15 protein-coding genes are annotated in these 17,779 nt (G+C 66.5%); 2 read left to right on the top strand and 13 right to left on the bottom strand.

Annotated features, from left to right (window positions below):
• Positions 1-29: 29 nt before the first annotated feature.
• Positions 30-1,271, bottom strand: coding sequence for an NAD(P)/FAD-dependent oxidoreductase (locus BLR51_RS04965; protein ID WP_089844546.1), 1,242 nt, complete (start codon positions 1,269-1,271; stop codon positions 30-32).
• Between the two features lie 196 nt (positions 1,272-1,467).
• Between BLR51_RS04965 and BLR51_RS04960 the strand changes: the two genes are divergently transcribed.
• A complete protein-coding gene (locus BLR51_RS04960; RefSeq protein WP_089844544.1) occupies positions 1,468-2,157 on the top strand; it encodes a fumarylacetoacetate hydrolase family protein in 690 nt (229 codons plus the stop codon).
• Positions 2,158-2,210: 53 nt separating this feature from the next.
• On the opposite strand, the gene BLR51_RS04955 is transcribed toward BLR51_RS04960, so the two are convergent.
• From BLR51_RS04955 to BLR51_RS04925, 7 genes are all read right to left on the bottom strand, one after another.
• A complete protein-coding gene (locus tag BLR51_RS04955) occupies positions 2,211-3,356 on the bottom strand; it encodes an iron-containing alcohol dehydrogenase (protein ID WP_089844542.1) in 1,146 nt (381 codons plus the stop codon).
• Positions 3,353-4,732 (bottom strand): aldehyde dehydrogenase family protein, encoded by a 1,380-nt coding sequence (locus BLR51_RS04950; RefSeq protein WP_089844540.1) that lies wholly within the window; start codon positions 4,730-4,732, stop codon positions 3,353-3,355. Before BLR51_RS04950 ends, BLR51_RS04955 begins: the two co-directional genes overlap by 4 nt.
• A gap of 12 nt (positions 4,733-4,744) precedes the next feature.
• Positions 4,745-6,106, bottom strand: a complete 1,362-nt coding sequence (locus tag BLR51_RS04945) for a glutamine synthetase family protein (protein WP_089844538.1) — start codon at positions 6,104-6,106, stop codon at positions 4,745-4,747.
• Positions 6,107-6,178: 72 nt separating this feature from the next.
• Positions 6,179-7,216, bottom strand: coding sequence for a TRAP transporter substrate-binding protein (locus BLR51_RS04940; protein ID WP_089844536.1), 1,038 nt, complete (start codon positions 7,214-7,216; stop codon positions 6,179-6,181).
• 60 nt (positions 7,217-7,276) lie between these two features.
• Positions 7,277-8,602 (bottom strand): TRAP transporter large permease, encoded by a 1,326-nt coding sequence (locus tag BLR51_RS04935; protein ID WP_089844534.1) that lies wholly within the window; start codon positions 8,600-8,602, stop codon positions 7,277-7,279.
• Positions 8,602-9,198: a TRAP transporter small permease subunit gene (locus BLR51_RS04930; RefSeq protein ID WP_089844532.1), complete on the bottom strand. Its 597-nt coding sequence runs from the start codon at positions 9,196-9,198 to the stop codon at positions 8,602-8,604. Before BLR51_RS04930 ends, BLR51_RS04935 begins: the two co-directional genes overlap by 1 nt.
• Positions 9,191-9,964: an N-formylglutamate amidohydrolase gene (locus BLR51_RS04925; protein ID WP_089844530.1), complete on the bottom strand. Its 774-nt coding sequence runs from the start codon at positions 9,962-9,964 to the stop codon at positions 9,191-9,193. Before BLR51_RS04925 ends, BLR51_RS04930 begins: the two co-directional genes overlap by 8 nt.
• 141 nt (positions 9,965-10,105) lie before the next feature.
• On the opposite strand from BLR51_RS04925, the gene BLR51_RS04920 reads away from it, so the two are divergent.
• The gene (locus BLR51_RS04920; RefSeq protein WP_089844528.1) at positions 10,106-10,975 is read left to right on the top strand and encodes a MurR/RpiR family transcriptional regulator; all 870 of its coding nucleotides are present in this window, start codon (positions 10,106-10,108) and stop codon (positions 10,973-10,975) included.
• A 108-nt stretch (positions 10,976-11,083) separates the two neighbouring features.
• On the opposite strand, the gene kce is transcribed toward BLR51_RS04920, so the two are convergent.
• The 5 genes from kce to BLR51_RS04895 all read right to left on the bottom strand — a co-directional run bounded on the left by kce (position 11,084) and on the right by BLR51_RS04895 (position 17,690).
• Entirely contained in the window at positions 11,084-12,013 is a 930-nt protein-coding gene (gene kce, locus BLR51_RS04915) for a 3,5-dioxohexanoate:acetyl-CoA acetone transferase (protein ID WP_089844526.1), read from the bottom strand.
• A 12-nt stretch (positions 12,014-12,025) separates the two neighbouring features.
• A complete protein-coding gene (locus BLR51_RS04910; RefSeq protein WP_089844524.1) occupies positions 12,026-12,970 on the bottom strand; it encodes a 3-hydroxyacyl-CoA dehydrogenase in 945 nt (314 codons plus the stop codon).
• Between the two features lie 11 nt (positions 12,971-12,981).
• On the bottom strand, positions 12,982-15,492 hold the full coding sequence (locus BLR51_RS04905) for a branched-chain amino acid ABC transporter ATP-binding protein/permease (protein ID WP_089844522.1): 2,511 nt from the start codon (positions 15,490-15,492) through the stop codon (positions 12,982-12,984).
• Between the two features lie 4 nt (positions 15,493-15,496).
• Positions 15,497-16,372 carry a branched-chain amino acid ABC transporter permease gene (locus tag BLR51_RS04900; RefSeq protein ID WP_089844520.1) on the bottom strand — a complete coding sequence of 292 codons (876 nt, stop codon included), beginning with the start codon at positions 16,370-16,372 and terminating at the stop codon, positions 15,497-15,499.
• Between the two features lie 76 nt (positions 16,373-16,448).
• Positions 16,449-17,690, bottom strand: a complete 1,242-nt coding sequence (locus tag BLR51_RS04895) for an ABC transporter substrate-binding protein (protein WP_089844518.1) — start codon at positions 17,688-17,690, stop codon at positions 16,449-16,451.
• Between the last annotated feature and the right edge of the window lie 89 nt (positions 17,691-17,779).

The raw sequence follows: 17,779 nt of genomic DNA, 5'->3' as shown, positions 1-17,779 counted from the left end.
TGGTTTGTTTGTATGCAAAGGTTTATGTCTTATTGAAACCGCGTCGGCGCATAGGGTGCAAGGTCGATGTTGGGCCGCGCGCCGCTGACAAGCTGCGCCAGCAGCCGTCCGGTCTTGGGACCGCCTGTCAGACCGACATGATCGTGACCAAACCCGGCAAAGACGCCGCGCAGCTTTGGCGCCTCGCCGATCACCGGCAGCGAATCAGAGATCGACGGCCGGTGCCCCATCCATTCCACCTTGTGCTTCCATGTCAGCCCGGGCAGGGCGGCGCGGATGTTGCGCTCCAGCAGGGCGAAGGGCGCGCGCGAGGCGGGGGCCACCAGCCCGCCGAATTCCACGATCCCCGCCAGCCGCAGCCGCCCCTCCATCGGCGTTGCCACGAACTTGCCGCTGGCGATCATCATCGGCGCGCGCGGCATCACCGAGGGCTCCCAGAGTTCCAGATGGTAGCCGCGTTCGCTTTCCAGCGGCACGTCCAGCCCCAGCTTTGCCGCCAGCGGTTTCGACCAGACGCCGGTGGCCAGCACCGCCGCGTCGCAGGGCAGGGTTTCGCCGCCAAGGCGCAGCCCGGTCAGCCGGTCGCCCTGCCGGATGAAATCCGTGACCTCGCCGATGCGCAGCTCTGCCCCCTGACGCTGGGCATGGGCGGCAAGGTCTTTGACATACTGGCCGGGATCGGTGATGCGGCCATGGTTCGGCATCCGCACGCCAAGGCCAAGGCTCGGCGCCAGCGCCGGGTCATAGGCGGCAAAGGCCGCGCCCTCCATCACCTCGAACTCGAAGCCCAGATCGCGGCGGATGCCCCAGCCGAAGGCATCGGCCTCATAGGCGGCGCGGTTGGCATAGACGAAGGTGTAATCGCCGGGCACGAGCCATTTTTCCGCCCCCGTGCCCGCCGACAGCGCCTGATGGTCGGCAAGGCTGTCGCCGATGATATGGGTCACCGCCTCTGCCCGGCGGCGGGCGGCATCGGCATTGGCATGCGACATGTAGCGCCAGAGCCATGGCGCCAGCCGGGGCAGGTAGCCCCAGCGCAGGAACAGCGGCTGGTTGGGATCAAGCAGCATGCGCGGCGCGCGCCCCCAGAGCCCGGGCCCGGTGACCGGCACCACGGAGCCCGAGGCCAGCACGCCGCCATTGCCATGGCTCGTGCCTTCGCCGGGGCCCTTGCGGTCGATCAGCACCACGCGATGCCCGTCGCGCAGCAGCCACAGCGCCGTGGCCACGCCCACGATCCCCGCCCCGATCACCGCCACCGTCTTTGCCATCCGTCCGTTCCTCTGCCGCATCTGCTGCCGAACGCTTGCACAGACCGCGGGTGATGACAACGCCGTGACATTGGTGTGATCTTGGGTCCGGCCCGCAGCCAAGCGGGGGTGGCGCAGCCCGCGCCAAGCCGTCATGGTGCGGCAGCCCGCGCTGCGTCGCGTGGCGGATGATCCGCGCTGAAAGGAGCCTTAGCCGATGTCCTTCGTCTTTTCCCCTGCCGACACCTCCTCGCTGCCCGTGGCGGGATCCACGGACCGCTTTCCGGTGCGCCGCATCTTCTGCGTCGGGCGCAACTATGCCGCCCATGCCGCCGAGATGGGCGGGGATGCCGACCGCGAGCCGCCGTTCTTCTTCATGAAGCCCGCCGATGTTCTGGTCGAGGACGGGGCAGAGATTCCCTATCCGCCGCAGACCTCCAACCTGCATCACGAGGCGGAACTGGTCGTGGCGCTGGGGCAGGGCGGGCGCGACATCGCCGAGGCCGACGCGCTTACCCATGTCTGGGGCTACGCCGTGGGCAATGACCTGACCCGCCGCGACCTTCAGGCCGAGGCCAAGAAGATGGGCCGCCCGTGGGACATGGCCAAGGGGTTCGATCTGTCGGCGCCCATCGGGCCGGTGCATCCCGCGTCGCAGGTGGGGCATCTGGCCAAGGGGGCGATCCTGTGCCGGGTGAACGGCGCGCTGCGCCAGCAGGGCGATCTGGCCGACATGATCTGGTCGGTGCCGGAAATCGTGTCCTTCCTGTCGCGCAGCGTCGTGCTGCGGGCGGGTGACCTGATCATGACCGGCACCCCCGCAGGCGTGGGCATGCTGACCCCCGCCGACACCTGCGAGGTGGAGATCGAGGGGCTGGGCATCCTGACCACCCGCATCGCGGGCTAAGCCGGGGCAGGGACGCGCCCCGCACGGGCGCGTCCCGGTTCAGTCAGGCCGGATCAGAGGGCGGCGCGGAACAGCTCGGCCAGATTGGCCTCGGTCAAGGCCACCGGGTTGCCGCCGCAGGACGGATCCTTGATGGCGCCTTCGACCAGCGCCGGGATCGCCGCCTCGGTCACGCCAAGCGCGGAGAGGCCTTGCGGCACGCCCAGCCGGGTGTTGAATGCATCGACAAAGGCGCAGAACCCGTCAAACCCGCCGTCGATCCCCAGATAAGGCGCGGCGCGGTCGAACCGCGCGCGGATCGCCTCGGCGTTGAACTTCAGCACGGCGGGCATGCAGACGGCGTTGGTGGTGCCGTGATGCGTGCCGAAATGCGCGCCGATCGGATGGCTCATGGCATGGATCGCGCCCAGCCCCTTCTGGAAGGCGGTGGCACCCATGGCGGCGGCGCTCATCATCTGCGCGCGCGCTTCCAGATCGGTGCCGTCGTCATAGGCGCGGGGCAGGTAGTCGATCACCAGCCGCATGCCTTCCAGCGCGATGCCTTGGCTCATCGGGTGATAGAAGGGCGAGGAGAACGCCTCCACGCAATGGGCAAAGGCGTCAAGCCCAGTGCCGGCGGTGATCGCCTTCGGCATGCCCACGGTCAATTCGGGATCGCAGATCACCACGGCGGGCAGCATCCTTGGATGGAAGATGATCTTTTTCTCATGGGTGACGGAATTGGTCAGCACCCCGGCGCGGCCCACTTCGGAACCGGTGCCTGCGGTGGTGGGCACCGCCACCACGGGGGCGATGGCGCTGGCATCGGCGCGGGTCCACCAGTCGCCGATATCCTCGAAATCCCAGACCGGGCGGGTCTGCCCGGCCATGAAGGCCACGCATTTGCCCAGATCAAGCCCCGAGCCGCCGCCAAAGGCCACCACGCCGTCATGGCCGCCCGCAGTATAGGCGGCGACCCCGGCGGCAAGGTTGTGCTCGTTCGGGTTGGGATCGACATCGGCGAAGATCGCGGCATCAAGCCCCGCCGCGCGCAGGATTTCCAGCGTCTGCGCGGTGATGGGCAGGGCGGCCAGCCCGCGATCCGTCACCAGCAGCGGTTTCGTGATGCCCGCCTGCGCGCAGGCGGCGGGAAGCTCCGCGATGCGGCCCGCGCCGAACTTGATGGCGGTGGGATAGGACCAGTTGGCGGTCAGCGTCATTGGGTCACCTTCTTGAGATGGTAGGATTTGGGACGGGTCAGGGAGTGATAGCCGATCTCTGACAGCGCCCCGCCGCGTCCGGTGTTCTTGCAGCCGGTCCAGCACAGGCCGGGATCCAGATAATCGGCGCGGTTGAGAAAGACCGTGCCGGTCTGGATCGCATCGCCCAGACGGATGGCGCGGTCGACATCGCCGGTCCAGAGCGAGGCGGTCAGCCCGAAGGGGCTGTCATTCATCAGCGCCAGCGCCTCGGCATCGTCCTTGACCGGCATGATGCCGACCACGGGGCCGAAGCTTTCGTCGCGCATCACCCGCATGTCATGGCTGACATTGGTCAGGATCTGCGGGGTCAGATAGGCGCCGCCGTCATCTTCGGCAAAGGTCGGGATATGCGCGCGGGCGCCCATGGCCAACGCCTCGTCGATCTGGGCGCGGACCTCGGCGGCAAAGCGGGTGTTGGCCATGGGGCCGATGGTGGTCTCCGCGTCCAGCGGATTGCCCAGCCGGTAGCCTTTGACCACGGCCACCGCCTTGTCGACAAAGGCGTCGAACAGGCTTTCCTGCACATAGATGCGTTCGATCCCGCAGCAGCACTGCCCGGAATTGAACATCGCCCCGTCGATCAGCGTGTCGACGGCGGCATCCAGATCGGCATCTTCCATGACATAGCCCGGATCCTTGCCGCCCAGTTCCAGCCCCAGCCCGGTAAAGGTGCCCGCAGCGGCGCGTTCCACCGCCTGACCGCCGCCCACAGATCCGGTGAAATTGACAAAATCGAAGGCCCGCCCGGCGATCAGCGCCGCCGTGCTGTCATGATCCAGATAGACGTTCTGGAACACGTCCTCGGGGATACCCACCGCGTGAAAGGCGCGCGCCAGCCGTTCGCCCACCAGCAGCGTCTGCGTGGCGCCTTTCAGCACCACGGCATTGCCCGCGATCAGCGCGGGGGCCACGGTGTTGATCGCGGTCATGTAGGGGTAATTCCACGGCGAGACCACCAGCACCACGCCCTGCGGCACGCGGCGGATGAAGCGGCGGAAGGTGGCATCCTCGCCCACCTGAATGTCGGCCAGCGCGCGTTCGGCGATCTGGGCCATATAGGCGGCGCGTTCGTGAAAGCCGCGGAATTCACCGCCATAGCGCACCGGGCGGCCCATCATCCGGGCCAGTTCCGGCACGATCTCGTCATTCATCTCGCCGATGGCGGCAACCCCGGCCATGACAAGTGCCGTGCGTTCGGCCAGCGGGCGCGCGGCCCATGCGGCCTGTGCGGCACGGGCGCGGCGGGCGGCCTGCCGCGCCGCCTCCAGAGGCAGCGCCTCGCGGGTGGCAAAGACCGATCCGTCGATCGGAGAAACGCAGGTGAGGGTGGTCATGTCTGTCCTCGTTCAGGCTTTCTCGAACCCGCGGGCGAGTTCGTAATCGGTCACGGCGCGGTCGAAATCGGCCTGCTCGACCCGGGCGGCATGGGCGTAGTGATCCACCACCGCATCGCCGAAAGCGGCGCGCAGCATCGCCGATCCGGCAAAGGCCTCGGTGGCGGCGCGCAGGCTTGCGGGCACGTCGGGCACATCGGTCATGGCATAGACATCGCCGGAGACGGGATCGGGCAGATCAAGCCCTTCCTCGATCCCGGCCAGCCCCGCCGCAAGCTGCGCCGCACAGGCGAGATAGGGGTTCATGTCCGATCCGGGGATGCGGCATTCGATGCGCACGCCCTTGGTGTCCTCGCCCACCAGACGGAAGCCTGCGGTGCGGTTGTCCACCGACCATGCGGATTTGGTGGGGGCAAAGGTGCCGGGCACGAAGCGCTTGTAGCTGTTGACATAGGGCGCCAGCAGCAGCGTGACCTCTGGCGCGTATTTCAGCAGCCCCGCCACATAGCTGCGCATGGTCGCGGACATGCCATGCGCGGCCTCGGCATCATGGAACACGTTGCTGCCGCCCTTGAACAGCGACTGGTGGATATGCGCGGCGCTGCCCACCTTGTCGGCGCGCCATTTGGCCATGAAGGTGGCGGCATGGCCCTTCTGGTGGGTGATCTCCTTGATCGCGTGTTTGGCGATCGTGTGGTAATCGGCGCAGGTCAGCGCGTCGGCATAGCGGATGTTCAGCTCTTCCTGCCCGGTCTCTGCCTCGCCCTTGGTGCTTTCCACCGGGATGCCCATGGCGACCAGGTGGTTGCGGATGGGCCGCATGACATATTCTTCGCGGCTGGTGAACTGGATCGAATAATCCTGATTGAACGGGGTCAGCGGTTCCAGATCGCGGTGGCCGCTGTGCCGGATCGCGTCATAGGAGCGGGCATAAAGGAAGAACTCCAGTTCCGTCGCCATCATCGGCGCAAGCCCCAGGGCGGCGGCACGGTCCACCTGCGCCTTGAGGATCTGGCGCGGCGACTGCGGCACGGGCGCGTGGTGGTGATCCATCACGTCGCAAAGCACCATGGCGGTGCCCTCCAGCCATGGCACGAGGCGCAGCGTCGACAGATCCGGCTTCATCACGTAATCGCCATAGCCTGCCGCCCAAGAGGTGGTGGCATAGCCGTCCGGCGTCATCATCTCCAGATCGGTGGCCAGCAGGTAATTGCAGCAATGCGTTTCCACATGGCCATGTTCGATGAAGTTCGAGACATGGAACCGCTTGCCCTGCAGCCGCCCCTGCATGTCCACGATGCAGACGAGGATCGTGTCGATCTCGCCGCGCTCTGCGGCGATCTTGATCTGGTCGAGTGTCAATGTGCCGGTCATCGGCTGCTCCTTGGATCGGTCATGCGGGCCCTCCGCGCGCAGGCGGAGGGCCCCTTGGTCAGAAAGTGCGGATCAGAACGTATAGGGCGGACCGGCGCGGTTGATCACATCGTTATAGTCGCGGAAGATGTCCACGACCTTCTGATGCACCTCGCCTTCCTGCGCGATCTCGTCCCAGAAGGTGATGGCGGCGTCTTCGACCTGTTTCCATTCCTCGGGCGGGATCGAGCGCAGTTCCAGCTTGTCGCCGCGCGCGCGCAGCCGCGCCTCGCCGCCCCAGTACCACTGGTTGCGATAGGTGTCGGCGGATTTGATCGCCGCCATCACCAGTTCCTTCAGATGGTCGGGCAGATCGGCCCAGCGCTGCTGGTTGACGAAGATCGACCCGATCCACGCGCCGGAGATGTTGTTGGTCAGGAAATAGTCGGTCACATCCGCCCAGCCCACGGTGTAATCCTCGGTGATGCCGGACCATGCCATGCCGTCCAGCTCGCCGGTCTGCACCGCGACTTCGGCATCTTCATAGGGGATGTTCACCGGCACCACGCCGAACTGCGACAGGAAGCGGCCCGCCGTGGGGAAGGTGTAAAGCTTCAGCCCCTCCAGATCAGCAAGGCTGGTCACCTCTTTCTTGGTGTTGAAGTTGCACGGATCCTGCCCGGCCGCCGACAGCCATGTGACGCCGACCTTTTCGTATTCCGCCCGCCAGATATCGGCCAGCCCATACTGGTTGAACAGCACCGGCACGTCGAGGATGTGCTTGGTGGCAAAGGGGAAATAGCCGCCAAAGACCCGCATCGGCGTGGGCGAGGCCATGCTGTCGTCATCCGAATGCACCGCATCCAGCGTGCCGCGCTGCAGCGCCTGAAACAGCTCGCCGGTGGGCACGATCTGGTCGGCGTAATACAGCTCGATCTCCAGCTCGCCCTGGGCTGCGGCGTTGATGGCGTCGATGATGGGCTTGGTCACATGTTCGCCAAGGGCTGCACCCGCATAGGTCTGGAAGCGCCAGCGGATCGGTTCCTGCGCGCGGCCCACCGACGGGGCGGCGAGCGCGGCGGGGGCGGCAAGGGCTGCCCCGGCAAGGATCTTGCGTCGTGAAAGGGTCATTTCTGTCTCTCCTGTTGGTGGTTTGACGTCTCTGCCCCCGTTAGGCCGGGGGTCTTGGGCTTACTTGCCGTAGACCAGATCCGGCAGCCACAGCGCCAGATCGGGGAAAATCATGATGATCACCAGCACCACGATCATGACCGCCACAAACGGGATGATCGAGGTGTAGATGTCGCGCAGGCCGATTTCGGGCGGGGCCATGGCGCGCATCAGGAACAGGTTGTAGCCGAAAGGCGGCGTCATGTAGGCGATCTGGCAGGTGATGGTATAAAGCACGCCATACCACACCAGATCGAAGCCCAGCGCCCCCACCAGCGGCACGTAAAGCGGCGCCACGATCACCAGCATCGCGGTGTCGTCCAGAAAGGTGCCCATGACGATGAAGCTCAGCTGCATCAGGATCAGGATCACCCACGGGCTGAGCCCAAGCTGGTCGGTGAACAGCGTCTCGATGGCGCTGACCGCGCCCAGACCGTCGAACACCGCGCCAAAGGCCAGCGCCGCAAGGATGATCCACATGAACATGCAGGTCACGCCCAGAGTGTTGCGCACCGAATTCTCGAACACCTCGCGCGTCATGCGGCCCTTGAGCACCGCCGCGACAAAGGCCGCCAGCGCCCCGATGGCCGAGCTTTCCACCAGCGAGGTCCAGCCATTGATGAAGGGCACCATCATCACCGCGAAGATGCCCAGCGGCAGCAGCCCCGCCGTCAGCAGCCGCAGCTTTTCGGCGCGCGGCAGGTCGCGGTCGGCCTTGGGTAGGATCGGGCCAAGTGCGGGGTTCAGCTTGCAGCGGATCACGATGTAGATGATGAAGGCCGCCGCCATGATGAGCCCCGGCACGATGCCCGCCAGCCACAGCTGCCCCACCGGCTGCCGCGCGATCATGGCGTAAAGCACCAGCACCACCGAGGGCGGCACGAGGATCCCCAGCGAGGATCCGGCCTGGATCACCCCCGTGACCATGCGCTTGTCATAACCGCGTTTGAGCAGTTCCGGCAGCGCGATGGTGGCGCCGATGGCCATGCCCGCGACGGAAAGCCCGTTCATGGCGGAAATCAGCACCATCAGCCCGATGGTCCCCACCGCCAGCCCGCCCGACAGCCCGCCCATCCAGACATGGAACATCTTGTAAAGATCGTCGGCGATGCGGCTTTCGCTCAGCACATAACCCATGAAGATGAACATCGGCAGCGTCAGCAGCGGATACCATTTCATCAGCTTGATGGAGGCGGCAAAGCCAAGGTCGAAGCCGCCGCGATCCCCCCAGAGCAGCAGCGCCGCGATCACCGCGACAAAGCCGATGGCGCCGAACATCCGCTGCCCGGTCAGAAGCAGCCCCATCATGCCCGAAAACATGACGATTGCGATCATGTCCTGCGACATCAGATCTCCTCCCCGCGCAGGCGGGCGATGTCGCGGAAGAATTCCGCAGTGCATTGCAGGATCATCAGCGCGACGCCAAGGCACAGCACCACCTTGACCGGCCAGACATAGGGGCGCCACGCGCTGGGGCTGCGCTCCATATGGCCCATGACCTCGGAGGCGGCGGCGGGGCCGCCAGTGACGAAGGCGCGCGCCAGATCGGCGAAAAAGCTGAACGGCTCGGTGCCGAAATAGCCCAGCGAATAGGCGGTGGAGCTGATCGCGCCGTAAAGCAGCACGCCCAGATAGAACATCAGGAACCAGATGGTGATGACATCGGCCATGGCCTTGCGGCGCGGCGACCAGTCGCCATAGAAGAAATCCATCCGCACGTTGGAGCCCATCTGCATCGCATAGGGCCCGCCAAGGATGTAATAGCCCACCATGATGAACTGCGCGGTTTCCAGCGTCCAGAGCGTGGGGGTGAAGAAGGTTTTCGACACCGAGGACCACAGCAGCACGCCCACCAGCGCAAACAGCAGATACATGGCGCAGCGCCCGATGGCGCGGTTCATGGCGTCGATGCCGCGCACATAGGCGCGCAGGGCGTCAGGCATGATGCGCCTCCGCCAGTCCCAGCGTGGCAAAAGCGGGGCGCAGCAGGGCCAGCAGCTCGTCCGCCATGGCCTCTACCGCTGCGGCATCGGCAAGCAGGTCGTTGCGCGCCTCGATCATCACATTGGGCAGGCCATGGCGCAGGCCGTGACGCTGCAGCGAATGGGTCACGCCATCCTCGGGGCCATAGGGCGCGTTGCGGCGCAGGATCCGGTGGGGCAGGGCGGCGGCATGGTCCAGCATCGCATCGGCCAGACGGCTGTCGGCATCATGCAGCAGGCCCAGCTCCACTTCGCGCGGGGTGCCGTGCCAGAGCGGCGTGAAGCTGTGCAGCGTGACCAGCGCAAAGGGCGTGCCCTGCGCCTGCCGGGCCGCCAGAACCCGGTCCACCGCGTCGCAGAAGGGGGTATAGACCTGCGCCACGCGCGCCGCCCGTGCCTCGGGTGACAGGCCGGCATTGCCCGGCACCGCGATGCGTTCGCTGCGTTCGGGCATGGCAGACGGCGCCTCGGGCGGGCGGTTGCAGTCATAGACCAGCCGCGACACCGCCCCCGCCACCAGCGGCGCGTCAAGGGCGGCGGACAGCGCCTCTGCCAGTGCCAGCGCGCCCGGATCCCAGACCGCGTGGCTGTGCAGATCCTCCTCCGCCAGCCCCAATCCGTGATACTCTGGCGGAATCAGCGCCGAGGCGTGTTCGCACAGCAGCACGGCAGGGCCGCGCCCGGTCTTGTTGATGATCTGAAAGGCTGTTTCCGTCGTGGCGGTCACGGCTGATCCCCTCTGCTCTGGAAAAACCTTTCCACGCCGAAAATATTGCGTCAATAATTTTCCAGTTTCCGGAGCGTGGTTGTGGGCAGGCTGCACGGCGCGCGGGGAACTGCACAAAAAACCATCCGGGAAAGGCCGCCGATGACCACACCGTCAGGCACCGTGCGCCAGCTGATCCGCGAACATCACGCCCAGCTGACCCAGTCGGAACGCAAGTTCGCCCAGGCCCTGCTGGACGATTACCCCGGCGCGGGCCTGTCCTCCATCACGCAGGCGGCGGCTAATGCGGGCGTGTCGACGCCGACCGTGGCGCGCATGGTGCAGAAGCTGGGCTTCAAGGGCTATCCCGCCTTTCATGCCGCCCTGCTGGGCGAGCTGCAGGCCAAGGTGTCGGGCCCCGAGGCGCGGCGCGCGGTCTGGGCGGCGGAGGCGCCGGATTCGCATCTGCTGAACCGTTTCGCCGAGGCGGTGACCCAGAACCTGCGCCAGACCTTCGCCCATGTGGACACCGCGCAGTTCGACGCGGCGGCGGCACGGCTCGCCTCGCCGGAGGGGCGGCTTTACGTTGTGGGCGGGCGCATCACCCGGTCCCTTGCGGAATATGCCTTTACTCATTTTCAGGCGATCCGGGCGCGGGTCACGCATCTGACCTCCTCCTCCGCCACATGGCCGCATTACGTGCTGGACATGACCGAAGGCGACACGCTGCTGATCTTTGACATCCGCCGGTATGAGGAAAACCTGCTGCGGCTGGCCGAGATCGCGCAGGCCCGCAGCATGCAGGTGATCCTGATCACCGACCAGTGGTCGAGCCCCATCGCCAGCGTCGCCGCGCATACCTTCAACTGCTGGGTGGAAATCCCGTCGGCATGGGACAGCAACATCGCCACGCTGTCGCTGGTCGAGGCGCTGGTGGCGGCGGCGCAGGAACACCGCTGGCCCGAGGCGCGGGACAGGTTCGAACGGCTGGATGCGCTGTTCGAACTGACGCGGCTCTTCCGCAAGCCCTGAGCGGGATCGCCCCCGGCGCGTAAGGGCGCACCGGGGGCGGAGGCAGATCCGCCGGACCTTGGGCGGGAGGGGGAGCAAACCTTGCGCCCCGGGCCACGGCGGACCCGTTCAGAAGGCCACGCGGTCGGGGCCTTTCAGCTCGAGGATCTCGCGCGCGTCGTTGGGGGTGGCGATCTCCAGCCCCAGACCTTCGATGATCTGGCGGGCCTTCTGGACCTGTTCGGCATTGCTGCGCGCCAGCACGCCGGGAGCGAGCCACAGCGAATCCTCCAGCCCCACGCGCACATGCCCGCCCATGGCGGCGGCCATGGCGGCGATGGGCAGCTGGTTGCGGCCCGCGCCCAGCACCGACCAGCGATACTGGTCGCCAAAGAGCCGGTCGGCGGTGCGCTTCATGTGCAGCACGTCCTCGGGATGGGCGCCGATCCCGCCCATCAGCCCGAACACGGTCTGGATGAACAGCGGCCCCTTCACCAGCCCCTCGTCGAGGAAATGCTTGAGGTTATAAAGATGCGAGGTGTCGTAGCATTCGAATTCGAACTTGGTTCCCAGCGGCCCCAGCGTGGTCAGGATATGTTCGACCTGTCCGAAGCTGTTGTTGAAGATGATGTTCTTGTTGGCCAGATAGTCGCGTTCCCACTGGTGCTTGAGATCGGGGAAGCGCTTGAGCATCGGGAACAGCCCGAAATTCATCGACCCCATGTTGAGCGAGGCGACCTCGGGCTGGTGGGTGGCGGCGGGGCGCACCCGTTCCTCGATGGTCATGGTGGGGGCGCCGCCGGTGGTGATGTTCACCACCACGTTGGAGCCCTGCTTGATGACGCCCAGAAACGGCGTGAACGCCTCGGGGGACTGGTCGGGGCGGCCATCCTGCGGGTCGCGCGCGTGCAGGTGCACCACGGCGGCACCCGCCTCGGCAGCGCCAAGCGCGGCTTCGGCGATCTCTGCCGCGCTGACCGGCAGATGTTCCGACATCGACGGCGTGTGGATGGCGCCGGTGACGGCGCAGGTGATGATGACCTTGCGGGGTTTGGCCATGGGTCTGGTCCTTCAGTTCTGATCTGGGGTGGGTTCGGCGGCGAAATGACGGCGCAGCGCTGCCAGCCGCGCATCGCGGATGTCCTGCCGCGCCCGGATGCGGTCGGGGCTGCGGTCCTGCGGCCAGCTTGCGGCGATCTTTTCGGCATTGGCCACGTCAAAGACCTCTGGCCCGGCGGGCGCCTCGGCCAGCCGCGCGTAGAAGCCGCCATAACGGCTCATGTAATCGACGATGCCGCCGGGCGCGTTGAGGTCGATGGTTTCCATCGGCCCCATGAAGGACCAGCGCAGCCCCAGCCCGTGCTTGATGGTGGCGTCCAGCCCCTCGACGCTGACCACGCCTTCGCCCAAGAGCCGCATCGCCTCGGCCAGCAGCGCGCCCTGCAGCCGGTTCAGCACGAAGCCGTCGCGTTCTTCCGTCATGCGCACCGGCACCTGCCCGATGCCGTGATACAGCGCCTCCGCCCGGTCGAGCGTGGCGCTGTCGGTCCATGGCGCGGGGCACAGCTCGACCACCGGCACCAGATGCGGCGGGTTCACCGGATGCGCCACCAGACAGCGCGCCCGCCCCGCCAGCCCTTCGGTGAAGCGCGAGGCGACGATGGCGGAGGTGGAGGAGGCAAGGATGGTGCCGGGCGCTGCCGCCGCATCCAGCCGGGCGAACAGATCCTGCTTCACCTCCAGCCGTTCGGGGCCGTTTTCCTGCACCAGCGCCACGCCCGCCATCGCCTCTTCCAGCGTGGGGCAGGTGCGGATGCGGGCGAGCGTGGCGTCGCGGTCGGTCAGCAGCTGTTCGGCCAGCAGCGTGTCGCAGAGCGTGGCCATATCGGCGGCAAAGCGGTCCAGCACGCCGGGATCGGCGTCCCAGACCTGCACCGGATGGCCCGCGCGGGCAAAGAGCGCGGCCCAAGAGCGGCCGATGAGGCCAGCGCCGATGATGGCAACGGGGTCGGTCATGGGTAGTCCTTTCAAAGCCAGAGCACCTTGCGCCGCAGATCCAGATCGCTGGCCAGCGCGGCGGAGGGGCCTTCGTGGATGATGCGTCCGCGTTCCAGCGCCACGGTCCGGTCCGACAGCGTCAGCGCCAGATCAAGGTTATGGTCCACGATGATGATGGACACATCCTGCCGCAGCCGGTCGAAGGTGTCGAACAGCTGTTCGACCACGGCGGGGGCCAGCCCCTCGAACGGTTCGTCCAGCAGCAGCACGCGGGTGTCGCCCGACAGCGCGCGGGCCACCGCCGCCATCTGCTGCTCGCCGCCCGACAGGTAATCGGCGGGCGTGTCGATGCGGTCGCGCAGGCGGGGGAAATAGGCGAAGATGCGGTCCTGCGACCAGTGCGTGCCCTCGCCGGTGCGGCGCTGGATCCGGCCCAGTTCCAGATTGTCGCGCACCGACATGCCCGCGAAGAGCCCGCGCCCCTGCGGCACGTAGGAAATGCCCGCCCGCGCCATCGCCGCCGAGGATTCGCCCGAGATCACCCGCCCGTCGAGCCGGATTTCGCCCGAGCCCACCGGGGCGATGCCGATCAGCGATTTCAGCAGCGTCGACTTGCCCGCGCCGTTGCGCCCGAGCAGGGCAAGGATTTCGCCCTGCCGCAGATCGAAGCTGACATCGTTGAGGATGTGGCTTTTGCCATAGCTGACATTCACCTTCTCGAGCGACAGCAGCACCTTGTCCTGCACGGCGCTGACGCGCGGCTTGGCCGCCACGGCGGAGGTGCCGGAGCCGATATAGACCTCCTGCACGCGGGCATCGCCGCGCGCCTCCTCCACGGTGCCGTCCAGCAGCACCTGACCTTCGTTCATCACCGTGACATGATCGGCCAGTTCGAACACCCGGTCGATGTCATGTTCGACCAGCAGCACCGGGATGTCGCGGCTCAGCGCCTTGATAAGCAGGCCGACCCGTTCGCGTTCGGCCACCGACAGGCCCGCCAGCGGTTCGTCCGCCAGCAGGATGCGCGGGCTGTTCCCCAGCGCCAGCCCCAGATCCAGCAGCCGCTGCCCGCCATAGGACAGCGCGCCCGCCTCGGCCTCGTCCATGCCCGACAGGCCCGCATAGTCCATGATCTGGGTGGTGCGGTCGTTGACCTGCCCAAGGTTGCGGGCGCGGATCAGCGGGTTCATGCGCCGCGGATCCCCGGCCTGCACGGCAAGCCGGATGTTTTCCCGCACGCTGAGCGCCGGAAACAGGTTGGTGATCTGGAAGCTGCGCCCGATCCCGGCCTCCGAGATCTCCTCGGGGCTGCGGCCCGACAGCGGCCTGCCCGCCAGCGTCACCTCGCCGCCATCGGGGGTATGCAGCCCCGACATCAGGTTGAAGGCGGTGGTCTTGCCCGCGCCATTGGGCCCGATCAGCGCATGCAGGCTGCGGTCGCGGACCGAGATCGACACCTCGTCCACCGCCTTGAGCCCGCCGAACTGCTTGGAGATGCCGCGCGCCACCAGAAGCGGTGCCTCGCTGTGGCTTGCGGGTTTCAGGAAATCGGGCAGGGGGCGGATTTCGGCCCGGCGGTTGGCCATGGCGGCGCCGGTTTCGGCGGGCGGGTTCAGCGCGCGGCGGATCTGGCCGGGGATGCCCACCAGCCCGTCGCGGGCGTAAAGCACGAAGATCATGAAGACCAGACCGAACCAGAACAGCCAGTTGTCGGTGTAGATCGACAGGTATTCCCGGAACAGGATGTAGAACAGCGCGCCGATGGCTGGCCCGATGAAGCTGCGCATCCCCCCGATGACCACCATGGCCAGCAGTTCGCCGGAAAAGATCACCGACATCGGCTCTGCCGAGGTCATGCGGTTCTTGTAAAGCAGCAGCACGCCTGCCAGCGCGGTGATGGTGGCCGACAGCACGAAGGCCGCCAGCTTGTAGCGGTCCACCGGATAGCCAAGAAAGCGCGTGCGCTGTTCATTCTCGCGGATGGCCAGCAGCACCGATCCCAGCGGCGAATTGTTGAACCGCCACAGCAGCACCAGCACGGCAAAGGCGATGGCGGCGACCAGCCAGTAATAGGGTTCGGACATCTCGAAATCGAGCCCGGCAAAGCTGGGCCGGTCGATGCCGCCCAGACCGTTCTCGCCGCCGGTCACCTCGGTCCAGCGGAAAGCGATGGTGAAGCCAAGCGCCGACAGCGCCAGCGTCATGAGCGAGAAATAGACCCCCCTGCGGCGCAGGATCAGCGCACCGAAGGCGGCGGAGATCACGCCGGTGGCCAGCACCGCCACCAGAAGCGGGATCAGGAAGGCACCGCCCATGGCCAGCGAGGTGAGCCCGGCCAGATAGGCGCCCAGCCCGAACCACGCGCCATGGCCGAAGCTGATGAGCCCGGTGCGCCCGGCAAGGATGTTGAGCCCCATGCAGGCCAGACCATAGACCACCACCTCGGTGGCGGAGGTATAGGTCAGGCCTGCGGCAAGGATGACGAAGGGCAGGGCGATCAGCGCTGCGGCAGCGATCAGAAGCGGATGGATGCGGGGCATGGGATCACTCGAATCGCAGGATGCGTTCGCCCAGCAGGCCGCGCGGGCGCAGCAGCAGGACCACGAACATCAGAAGATAGATGGCGGCGGTGGACCAGGACGACAGGCCCACGGCGACCAGCACGCCCTTGGTCAGGCCGACCAGCACGGCGGCGATGATGACGCCCCAGAACGATCCCAGCCCGCCGATGACCACCACCACGAAGGCCAGCGTGATGATCTCTGCCCCCATGGCGGGGTGGATGGTGTAGATGGGCGACAGCAGCACGCCCGCCAGCCCGGCAAGCCCGATGGCGATGCCCGCCACCACCGACAGGTAGGGCCGCAGCGAAATGCCAAGGCTGCCGACGATTTCGGGGTTCTGCACGCCTGCGCGCACGATGCGGCCAAAGGCGGTGCGGTTGAGCAGCACCCACAGCCCGGCCACGGCCAGCACCGCCACGGCGATCAGGAAGATGCGGTAGCGCGAATAGATGAAATCGCCGAAGAACACCTGCCCGCGCAGGATGTCGGGCATGTTGTAGCTTTGCGGCGAGGCGCCGAAGATCCAGCGCAGACCCTGTTCGATCACCATGGCGAGCCCGAAGGTCAGCAGCAGCGAATAAAGCGGGTCGATGCGGTAGAACCGGGTGAACAGCGTGCGTTCGGTCACCATGCCCAGACCCGCCACGATCAGCGGCACAAGGATCAGCGCGCCGAAAAAGCCGGTGACCGGCGTGATGAGGATGGCAAGATAGGCGCCGATGGCAAAAAATGCCCCATGGGCAAGGTTGATGATGCCGCCCAGCGAAAAGATCAGCGACAGGCCAAGCGCGATCAGCAGGTAATAGGTGCCGTCCAGCAGGCCGTTCAGCACCTGCGCGATAAAAAGCCCCAGCATGTGGCGACGTGCCTCCTTGTGTCCGGTCAGGGTCGGGGGCGCGGCTTGCGCGCCCCCGGATGCGGGAAACGGGCGCTCAGAAGCTGCAGGTGCCGCCGGTCACGCTGGTGGCGAGCCGTTCCAGCGGTTCATTGGCAGCGGGGACCGGATCGGAGGTGGTGAAGATGTCCCATTCGTTCTGCGCCTCACCGGCGGGCAGCGCGGTGATGGCATAGATCTCCTGGATCAGCTGGTGGTCGGAGGGGCGGAAATAGCCCTTGCGCGATTTCATCAGGTCGAACTGCGCCTCTGGGCTTTCCAGATAGGCCACCAGCGCGTCGCCGCCCGCCTCTCCGGCTGCGGTCACGGCCTGCGCCATGATGAGGCCCGCGTTGTAATCGCCCCAGGCCTGATTTTCCGGCGGCTTGCCATAGGCGGTGGTGAAGGCCTGCACGAAGGCTTGGCTTGCGTCATTCTGCACGAGGTGGTTCCAGACGTTGGGCCATGTGCCGCGGAAGTTCTGCGCGCCTGCCGCCCATGCCGACACGGTGTCGAAGCCAAAGCCGCCCAGCGTGAAATCCAGCCCGAATTCGCCATATTGCTTGAAGAAGTTGGTGATCTGCGTGCCCGCAAGGTTCAGCGCAACCACATCCGGCTCGGCCTGCCGGATCTTCAGCAGATAGGACGAGAAATCGGTGGCATCCGTCGGTACCAGATCGTCGCCCACCAGCACGCCGCCATTGGCGTCCAGAAACGCCTTGGCCGCGTTCAGCAGGTCATGGCCAAAGGCGTAATCGGCGCTGAGCGTGTACCAGTTCTTGCCGTCTACCATGCCTTGCGCGTCGAAATATTCGCCCTCGGCATTCACATACATCGAGTTCTGCGTCTCGACATGGAACATGTAGCGGTTGCAGTCCGCCCCGCGCAGGCTGTCGGAATTGCCGCCGGTGTTGACGAAACATTTGCCATAGCGCGCCGCGACCTGACTGATGGTCAGGCAGGAGGCCGAAGAGATCTCGCCGATGATGAAATCGACCTGATCGCGTTCGAACATGCGTTCGGCCTTGGTCGAGGCGGTCTGCGGGTTGACGCTGTCCTCCATGATCAGCTCGACCTGACGGCCGCCCGCGCCGCCATTGGCGTTGATATGCTCCACCGCCAGCTTGATGCCCATCTGGGCATATTCGCCAAGCGGTCCCAGAAAGCCGGTGGTGGGGGTCAGGTGGCCGATCTTCAGCGGGGCGCCCTGCGCCCGCAGATAGGCCGGGGCCGCCAGCCCCAGCGCGAGCCCGGCGGCGCCGGTCCGCAGAACGGTCCTGCGGGTGGTCTTGAGTGTCATCTTGGGTCTCCTCCCTTTGTGACGATCACGGCGGGGTGTGGCCCCTGATTTTCCCGGCTGACTCTCCTCCTCCGCCGGGAGATCAATGG

It is taken from the genome of Salipiger marinus (genome assembly GCF_900100085.1).
Classification (GTDB): Bacteria; Pseudomonadota; Alphaproteobacteria; order Rhodobacterales; family Rhodobacteraceae; genus Salipiger; species Salipiger marinus.
Note: the sequence above shows the minus strand (reverse complement) of the source record. Positions and strands in the feature narration are given on the sequence as shown.